We start from the raw sequence: 8,503 nt of genomic DNA, 5'->3' as shown, positions 1-8,503 counted from the left end.
TTCGTTTTTTTTTTGCCATCAGAAAAGGGAGTGGCCCCGACTCCGACAGGTGGCCGGTAATGTGCCGGACATGGGTCGCCGCGCTGCGCTCGCGACGACGGGTGGGGGTTTTGTCCCGTGACAAGTCGTCATGGCGAGGAGGAGCATTACCCCCTCACTAACCCGTCATTGCGAGGAGCGCCGCGCCAAAAGCAGGGGCCTTAAGCCACGAAGCAATCCATCTGTGGCACACCTCAAGCCGGATTTACCCATATCTGCCGTGGGTCCGGTCCCGACAGGTCACCAGCAATGTGCCGGACATGGGTCGCCGCGCTGCGCTCGCGACGACGGGTGGGGGTTTTGTTCCTTGGCGAGTCATCATGGCGAGAAGGAGCATTACCCCCTCACTAACCCGTCATTGCGAGGAGCGCCGCGACGAAGCAATCCATCTGTGGCACTCTGTAACTCCGATAAACCCATGGTGGATTGCAACCAGCCCTGTTCAGGATTGAACCGGCTTGCCCGCCATAGCGGTTTTCTCCCTGCCAATAACCCACAGAATTTAGGCTGAAACCCGTTTTTGGCTGCAACACAGGACAAGCCATGAGTCTGACGCGACGAATACTGATTGCCATGGTGGCCGGACTGGTCATCGGCGTACTGCTGAATATCATGCACAACCTGGGCTGGTTGGCTCAGGGAGCCGGGCTGTGGTTCAACAACCTGCTGGTGGATGGAGTGCTGGACGCGGTCGGCCGTATCTTTGTGGCGTCGCTGAAACTGCTGGTGGTACCGCTGGTGTTTGTCTCCCTGGTGTGCGGCGCCAGCAGCCTCGGCGGTCACTCGCGCATGGGCACCATGGCCCTCAAAACAGTGCTGCTCTACATCGTCACCACCGCCATCGCCATCAGCCTGGCGCTGCTGCTGGGGTCGCTGATCCGTCCCGGTGACGGCGTTGGTCTCAGCAGCGACAGCACCTTCACCGCCGCCGCTCCACCTTCCCTCAAGGAGGTGGTGGTCAACATGTTCCCCACCAACCCGGTACAGGCCATGGCCGAGGGCAACATGCTGCAGGTGATTGTCTTCTCCCTGCTGATGGGCATCGCCCTCGCCAACAGCGGTGAAGCCGGCGAGCGTGTGCGGCGCTGGTTTGAGGACATGGACAAGGTGGTGATGAAGATGGTGGGCATCCTCATGGAGCTGGCCCCCTGGGGTGTCTTCGCGCTGTTGGCGAAACTGTTTGCCGGACTCGGTATTGGTGCGCTGCTGGAGCTGGGGCTCTACTTCGGCACCGTGGTACTGGCGCTGCTGCTGCACTGCTTCGGGGTCTACAGCCTGCTGCTGAAACTGCTGGGGCGCATCAATCCCCTGCAGTTTTTCCGTCACCTGCGGCCGGTGATGGTGTTTGCCTTCTCCACCTCATCCAGCAACGCCACCCTGCCGGTGACCCTGAAAACCGCGGAGGAGAAGCTGGGCGTGGACAACCGCGTGGCCGCCTTCACCATCCCACTGGGGGCCACTATCAATATGGACGGCACCGCCATTATGCAGGGGGTGGCCACCGCCTTTATCGCCCAGGCCTATCAGGTGGATATCGGCATGGCCGGCTACCTGACTGTCGTGCTCACAGCGACGCTGGCCTCGGTGGGCACCGCCGGTGTACCTGGCGTCGGCCTGGTGACCCTGGCCATGGTGCTGCAACAGGTGGGACTGCCGGTGGAGGGTATCGCCCTGATTATCGGCGTCGACCGACTGCTGGATATGATGCGCACCGCGGTCAACGTCAGCGGTGACTCCATGGTGGGACTGCTGGTGGCGAAGAGTGAAAACAGCTGGGACGAAGCGCGCTTCAACCAGCCCAGGGAGTCGGCTCAAACCGCCGCGTAGTTTTCGTTCTCCCCCAGCCAGCGCAGGATCAGCGGCTGCACCCGCTGCGGGTGTTCAGCCGCCAGGTAGAGGGCCACCTCTTTCACCCGTGGCAGCAGGTGGCCGTCGCGCTGCAGGTTGGCCATGCGGAAATTCACATCGCCGGTCTGGCGGGTGCCCAGCACCTCGCCGGGGCCACGCAACTCCAGGTCTTTTTCGGCAATGGCAAAACCGTCGTTGGTCTCGCGCATAGCGTTGAGCCGCTCGCGACCGTTCTGCGACAGCGGTGAGGCGTAGAGCAGTACGCAGTGGCTCTCCGCCTGACCGCGACCAACGCGACCGCGCAGCTGGTGCAGCTGCGCCAGCCCCAACCGCTCCGGGTTCTCGATAATCATCAGGCTGGCGTTGGGCACATCCACCCCCACCTCGATCACGGTGGTGGCCACCAGCAGGTCCATGGCACCGGCCTTGAAGGCGGCCATGCGCTCCTCCTTCTCCGCCGGCTTCAGGCGCCCGTGCACCAGCCCCACCGACAACTCCGGCAACACCTGGGAGAGACTCTCTGCCACCGCTTCGGCGGCCTGCGCCTCCAGCGCTTCCGACTCCTCGATCAAGGTGCAGACCCAGTAGGCCTGGCGCCCCTGCTGGCAGGCGGCACGTACCCGCTCGATCACCTGACCGCGACGCTCCTGGGCGATGGCGACTGTAGTGACCGGTGTGCGCCCCGGCGGCAACTCGTCGATCACCGAACAGTCGAGATCGGCGTAGGCGCTCATGGCCAGGGTGCGGGGAATGGGTGTGGCAGTCATGATCAGCTGATGGGAGCGCAGGCCGTGGGCAGACTTGTTGCGCAGCGCCAGGCGCTGATGCACACCAAAGCGGTGTTGCTCATCAATGATGGTCAGCCCCAGGTCGGCAAACTCCACCTCATCCTGGAACAGGGCGTGGGTGCCGATCACCACCTGCGCCTCGCCACTGGCCAGTGCCGCCAGCTGCTCGCGGCGCTCCGCCACTTTCTGGCGGCCGCTGAGCCAGCCGACTTTGATGCCAAGAGGTTCGAGCCACTGGCTGAAATTGGCGCGGTGCTGCTCGGCGAGAATTTCCGTCGGCGCCATAATCGCCGCCTGGCGACCGTTGCCCACCGCCTGCAGTGCCGCCAGCGCTGCCACCACTGTCTTGCCGGAGCCCACGTCCCCCTGCACCAGCCGCAGCATGGGGCAGGGGCGTGACAGGTCGGCGGCGATCTCCGCCGCCACCCGCTCCTGGGCACCGGTGAGACTGAAGCCCAATTGCTGGCGGAAGGCCTGCAGCAGTTTGGCCGGGGTGGGCAGCGGTTCGGCGCCATCCGCCTGTAACTTCTGTCGTACCCGCAGCAGACTCAGGTGGTGAGCCAGCAGCTCCTCGAACGCCAGCCGCTGCTGGTAGGGATGCTCACCGTCCAGTAACTGGTCCAGCGGGGCGTCCTTGGGCGGATGGTGTAAGTAAGCGATCGCTTCCGATAAAGGGTAGGGCTGACGCCGCCAGGCATCGTCCGGGATCAGCTCCTCCAGGGAGTGATCGTCCATCAATGCCAGCGCCTGCTGGGTGAGACCGCGCAGCCGTGCCTGGGTCAATCCCTCGGTGGCGTGATAGACCGGGGTCAGGGATTGCTCCAGCGACAGCGGGCGGGCGTCATCCAGGTATTCGTATTCCGGGTGGTAGAGCTCCAGCCCGGCGGCGCCGCGGCGGGTCTCACCAAAGCAGCGCAGCCTAACCCCCGGTTGCAGACGCTGCTTCTGTGCCGCAGAGAAGTGGTAAAAACGCAGGGTGATCAGGCCGGTGCCATCCTGCAGCTTGCACACCAGGCTGCGGCGACGACCGAAGACCACATCGCAGCCCCGGATCTCCCCCTCAATCACCACATTGCTCTGGGGCTGGAGACTGCCGATGGGGCTGACCCGGGTGCGATCCAGGTAGCGCATGGGCAGGTGGAACAGCAGGTCCTGCACCGTGAGCAGCTGAATTTTGGCAAGCTTCTCCGCCAGTTGTGCACCCACACCCTTCAGCGCCGTCACCGGCAACTGGGCAAGCGATGGGGCCTGGGTGGTCTGGGGGGGCTTACGGGCCATGTGCAGAGCCAGGGGCCGTCAGTGGCTGATGGCGCACTGGTTAATGGCCTGCCGCAGCCGGTCAATGGCCTTGTGGCGGGGGAAGCTGGCGCGCCACGCCAGGGCCACGGTGCGCTGCGGCGCCGGCTCGGCAAAGGGCCGTGTCACCAGCAACTCCGGCGCATAGTGGGAAGAGACCGCCGCCGACATGGGCAGGATGGTGATGCCCAGTCCCGACGCCACCATGTGGCGCAGGGTATCGAGGGAGCTGCCCTCCGCCGCCACCCGCGTGGGGTGGGGGCTCTCCAGGCTGGGCTGCAGGCGCGGGAAGGCCTCCAGGATCTGGTCGCGGAAGCAGTGGCCGTCACCCAGCAGCAGCACCTCGTGCTGATCCAGATCCTCACCGCAGATCTCACGCTTCTGCGCCAGCGGGTGGTCAAAGGGCATTAAAACCAGGAAGGGCTCGTCGTAGAGGGTCTGGGTGACCACGTCCGGCTCGTTAAAGGGCAGGGCGACGATAATCGCATCCAGCTCGCCGTTGCGCAGGCGCTGGCGCAGGGTGGCGGTATAGCCCTCCTCCACATAGAGGGGCATATCCGGGGCCAGCTTCTGCAGCTGCGGGATAAAATGGGGAAACAGAAACGGGCCAATGGTGAAGATGGCGCCCACATTGAGAGGGCTGCTGAGCTGATCCTTGCCGGCGTTGGCCATCTCCTTGATGCGCGACACCTGTTCCAGCACCTGTTGGGCCTGTGCGATGATGCTCTCCCCCAGGGGGGTCAGCTGTACCCTGCTCTTGGAGCGCTCGAACAGGGCCACCCCCAGCTCCTCTTCCAGCTTTTTCACCGCAATGCTCAGTGTCGGCTGGGAGACGTAACAGCGCTCGGCGGCACGGCCGAAATGTTGCTCCTGGGCGAGGGTGACGATGTAACGGAGTTCGGTCAGTGTCATCGTTTTATTCTCTGTGCAGGCGGCCGGCCTTATGATTTCGCGGATTCTTGTATTGAAAGTTTCGCGTAAGAGTCCTGCAGGGCCGCTCTCTATAGACGATGGCTATTGAATTCCATTATGTTGATAAATTCAATCACTAATAGCTTTTGAAAACCGCATTTAAGGCGCCCCGATGACCACTGCAGACAACTTCTCAGCACCCCCCACCGACCCCGACGACGCCCGCCAGACGGTACTGCTGCTGGGCTGTGGCGAGGTGGGGCGCCAGCTGGCGCTGCAGCTGCCGGGCGACCGCTTCCGTTGTATTGGTGTCCGCCGCCGTGCCATGCCCCACTATGACTTTATCGAGTACCGCCGTGCCGATATCTGCGACCCCGGGGCGCTGCAAGCGGTGCTGCCACCGCGGGTGGATGTGGTGATCATCACCGCCACTCCCTCCGAACGCAGCGACAGCGGTTATGAACAAGCCTACGTGGGCAGTGTACGCAGCCTGTTGCAGTGCCTGGACAGTGCCAGCAACGGTGCGGGCCCACGGCTGGTGATGTTTGCGTCCAGCACCAGCGTTTACGCCCAGAGTGCAGGCGAGTGGGTGGACGAACTCTCTGCCACCGAACCCACCGGCTTCAGCGGCCGGCGCATGCTGGAGGCGGAGCAGCTGTTACTGGGCAGCCCCTGGCGGGGTTGCTGTGTGCGCTTTTCCGGTATCTACGGGCCCGGGCGGCAACGCCTGATCAAACAGGTGGTGGACGGCGAAGGCAGCGCCGCCGAGCCCCCCCAATACGGGAATCGCATTCATGTCGAGGATTGCGGCGGCGTGCTGGCGCACCTGTTGCAGTTACAGACACAGCAACAGAGAGAGCCGGAAGCACTCTACCTGGCCAGCGACAGCGACCCGGCACCTATGCATGAGGTGAAACAGTGGATCGCCCGAGAGCTGCACCTGCCACCCCACCACCTGCGGATTACCGCCGGAGGGGAGCGGGGCAGCAAACGCTGCAGCAACCAGCGCCTGCTGGCCAGTGGTTACCGCTTCCGCTATCCCGGCTACCGGGATGGCTATCGCACGGCCATTGAGGCCTATGTCCAAGCCGCGGGAACCCACGATGACCTTTGAACTGCTGGACTCCATCCACCGCATTGATCGCCAACAGTGGAACCAGCTCTGGCAGCAGGCCGGCGGGGAGGGCGGCCTCAGTCCGTTTCTGCGCCACGAGTTTCTGGCGGCGCTGGAGGACAGTGGCTGCACCAACGAAAAAAGCGGCTGGGTGCCGCGCCACCTGATTGTCAAAAGTGCGACAGGGGAGCTGCGTGGGGCCATGCCCCTGTACGAAAAGCATCACTCCTACGGCGAGTATGTATTCGACTGGGGCTGGGCCGAGGCCTATCAGCGCAACGGCCTCAACTACTACCCAAAACTGCTGGCGGCCATCCCTTTTACCCCCGCAACCGGTCCGCGCCTGGCGCTGGCGGACGAATCCGACCGCGCCGTCACCGTCGCCGCGCTGCACCGCTTCCTCAACGATTACTGTCGCAGCGAGGGGCTGAGCAGCTGGCACTGCCTGTTCCTGCCCGCCAACGAGGTGGAGCTGTGGCAACAGGCGGGCAGCCAGAGCCGCATTGGCTGCCAGTTTCACTGGGTGAATCGCGGCTACGATACCTTTGATCAGTTTCTCGAGAGCTTCAACTCCCGCAAGCGCAAGGCGGTGCGCAAGGAGCGCTCCCAGGTGACGGCGCAGGGCGTGACCCTGCAGCGGCTCACCGGCAGCGATATCAGTGCCAACCACTGGGATCGCTTCTACCGCTTCTACCACACCACCTACCTCAAGCGCAGTGGCTCCGGTGGCTATCTCAACCGCGACTTCTTCGCCGCCATCGGTGAATCGCTGGCGGACCAGCTGCTGATGGTGAATGGCCAGCGCGACGGTAACACCATCGCCAGCGCCCTCTGCTTCTTCGACCAGCAACGGCTCTACGGACGCTACTGGGGCTGTCGCGAGGAGGTCTCCGGCCTGCACTTTGAGGCCTGCTACTACCAGGGAATTGAGTTTGCCATTGAGCGGGGCTTACAGGTGTTTGATCCCGGTGCCCAGGGTGAGCACAAGATCCAGCGCGGTTTTGAGCCCACCATCACCTGGTCACAGCACTGGCTGGCAGACCCGCGGTTTATGGAGGCAGTGGAGGATTTCCTGCGCCGTGAGACGCCGGCGGTGGAGGCCTATCGGGACGATTGCGCCAGTTACCTGCCGTTCAAACAATAGCTACCGGCAAAGTATCGAAGACCCGGCGGGGTTGGGCTACTTACTCACCAACGTGCCAGACATGGGTTGCTTCGTGGCAAAAGCGCCACTCGCAACGACGAGTGCGGGATTCACAGCTTCTCGCCTACTCCAATCACGTCATTGCGAGCGAACGCAGTGGAGCGCGGCAATCCATACCGGCGACATAGCCGACGGCTGGGACACTTACTCACCAACGTGCCAGACATGGATTGCTTCGTGGCAAAAAACGCCACTCGCAACGACGGTGCGGGATTCACAGCTTCTCGCCTACTCCAATCACGTCATTGCGAGCGAACGCAGTGGAGCGCGGCAATCCATACCCGCGACATAGCCGACGGCTGGGACACTTACTCACCAACGTGCCAGACATGGATTGCTTCGTGGCAAAAAACGCCACTCGCAACGACGGTGCGGGATTCACAGCTTCTCGCCTACTCCAATCACGTCATTGCGAGCGAACGCAGTGGAGCGCGGCAATCCATACCCGCGACATAGCCGACGGCTGGGACACTTACTCACCAACGTGCCAGACATGGATTGCTTCGTGGCAAAAAACGCCACTCGCAACGACGGTGCGGGATTCACAGCTTCTCGCCTACTCCAATCACGTCATTGCGAGCGAACGCAGTGGAGCGCGGCAATCCATACCCGCGACATAGCCGACGGCTGGGACACTTACTCACCAACGTGCCAGACATGGATTGCTTCGTGGCAAAAAACGCCACTCGCAACGACGGTTCAGCGCTTACTGAATACCAGGCAGCGGTTATTGGCCGGCATGGCCACATCTTCCAGCAGCTGCAGGCCGCGATTACCGGCCTCTTCACATACCACTTCGAAGTCGCGGATGGCACGGTGCGGTGCCTGCTCCAGCAGCCAGTCGTTAAAGCGGGCGTTACTCTCGCTGGTGAACCGGCCGTTGTAGTTGAAGGGACCATAGACAATCAGCAGACCGCCGGGCACCAGCAGCTGCGCCACCCCATCCAGCATCGCCAGCACCTCCGGCCAGGCCATGATATGGGCGGTGTTGGCGGTGAAGACGGCATCGAACTCCGACAGCGGCCAGTCCCGCGCCGCCACATCCAGGGCGATGGGGGCATCCAGGTTTTCACCCTCGTACTCCGCCAGCCAGGCGCGGATGCCCGGATGATTCTCCACCAGGTCGCTGGTCTGCCACTGCAGGTGCGGCAGGTTGCCGGCAAACCAGACCGCGTGCTGGCCAGTGCCACTGCCGATCTCCAGCACACTGCCGGGGGCGGTGAGGTGACGCTGCAGCACCTCCAGGATGGGCTGCTTGTTGTTTTCGCAGGCCTGGGAGAAGGGCTTCTCAATCATGGCGGT

The 8,503-nt window shown here is 63.2% G+C and carries 6 protein-coding genes; 3 read left to right on the top strand and 3 right to left on the bottom strand.

Translation table 11 applies throughout. The features are described from left to right. The first annotated feature begins 582 nt into the window (after nucleotides 1-582). Entirely contained in the window at nucleotides 583-1,866 is a 1,284-nt protein-coding gene (locus GSF27_RS10630; RefSeq protein WP_160968717.1) for a dicarboxylate/amino acid:cation symporter, read from the top strand. Here GSF27_RS10630 and recG read toward each other — a convergent pair. Further along, nucleotides 1,851-3,953, bottom strand: a complete 2,103-nt coding sequence (gene recG / locus GSF27_RS10625) for an ATP-dependent DNA helicase RecG (RefSeq protein ID WP_160968715.1) — start codon at nucleotides 3,951-3,953, stop codon at nucleotides 1,851-1,853. The two genes, GSF27_RS10630 and recG, sit on opposite strands and share 16 nt — an antisense overlap. An 18-nt stretch (nucleotides 3,954-3,971) precedes the next feature. Beyond that, complete coding sequence (locus tag GSF27_RS10620; RefSeq protein WP_160968713.1) at nucleotides 3,972-4,883, bottom strand: hydrogen peroxide-inducible genes activator; 912 nt, start codon at nucleotides 4,881-4,883, stop codon at nucleotides 3,972-3,974. Nucleotides 4,884-5,055: 172 nt separating this feature from the next. On the opposite strand from GSF27_RS10620, the gene GSF27_RS10615 reads away from it, so the two are divergent. Together GSF27_RS10615 and GSF27_RS10610 are read left to right on the top strand one after the other, a co-directional pair. Next, nucleotides 5,056-5,997, top strand: a complete 942-nt coding sequence (locus GSF27_RS10615) for an NAD-dependent epimerase/dehydratase family protein (protein ID WP_160968711.1) — start codon at nucleotides 5,056-5,058, stop codon at nucleotides 5,995-5,997. Beyond that, complete coding sequence (locus tag GSF27_RS10610; RefSeq protein ID WP_160968709.1) at nucleotides 5,987-7,141, top strand: GNAT family N-acetyltransferase; 1,155 nt, start codon at nucleotides 5,987-5,989, stop codon at nucleotides 7,139-7,141. Before GSF27_RS10615 ends, GSF27_RS10610 begins: the two co-directional genes overlap by 11 nt. 759 nt (nucleotides 7,142-7,900) lie before the next feature. On the opposite strand, the gene GSF27_RS10605 is transcribed toward GSF27_RS10610, so the two are convergent. Then, nucleotides 7,901-8,497, bottom strand: a complete 597-nt coding sequence (locus GSF27_RS10605; RefSeq protein ID WP_160968707.1) for a DUF938 domain-containing protein — start codon at nucleotides 8,495-8,497, stop codon at nucleotides 7,901-7,903. Between the last annotated feature and the right edge of the window lie 6 nt (nucleotides 8,498-8,503).

Source organism: Pseudomaricurvus sp. HS19 (genome assembly GCF_009857815.1).
Classification (GTDB): Bacteria; Pseudomonadota; Gammaproteobacteria; order Pseudomonadales; family Cellvibrionaceae; genus Pseudomaricurvus.
This window is presented reverse-complemented; position numbering and strand designations above follow the sequence as displayed.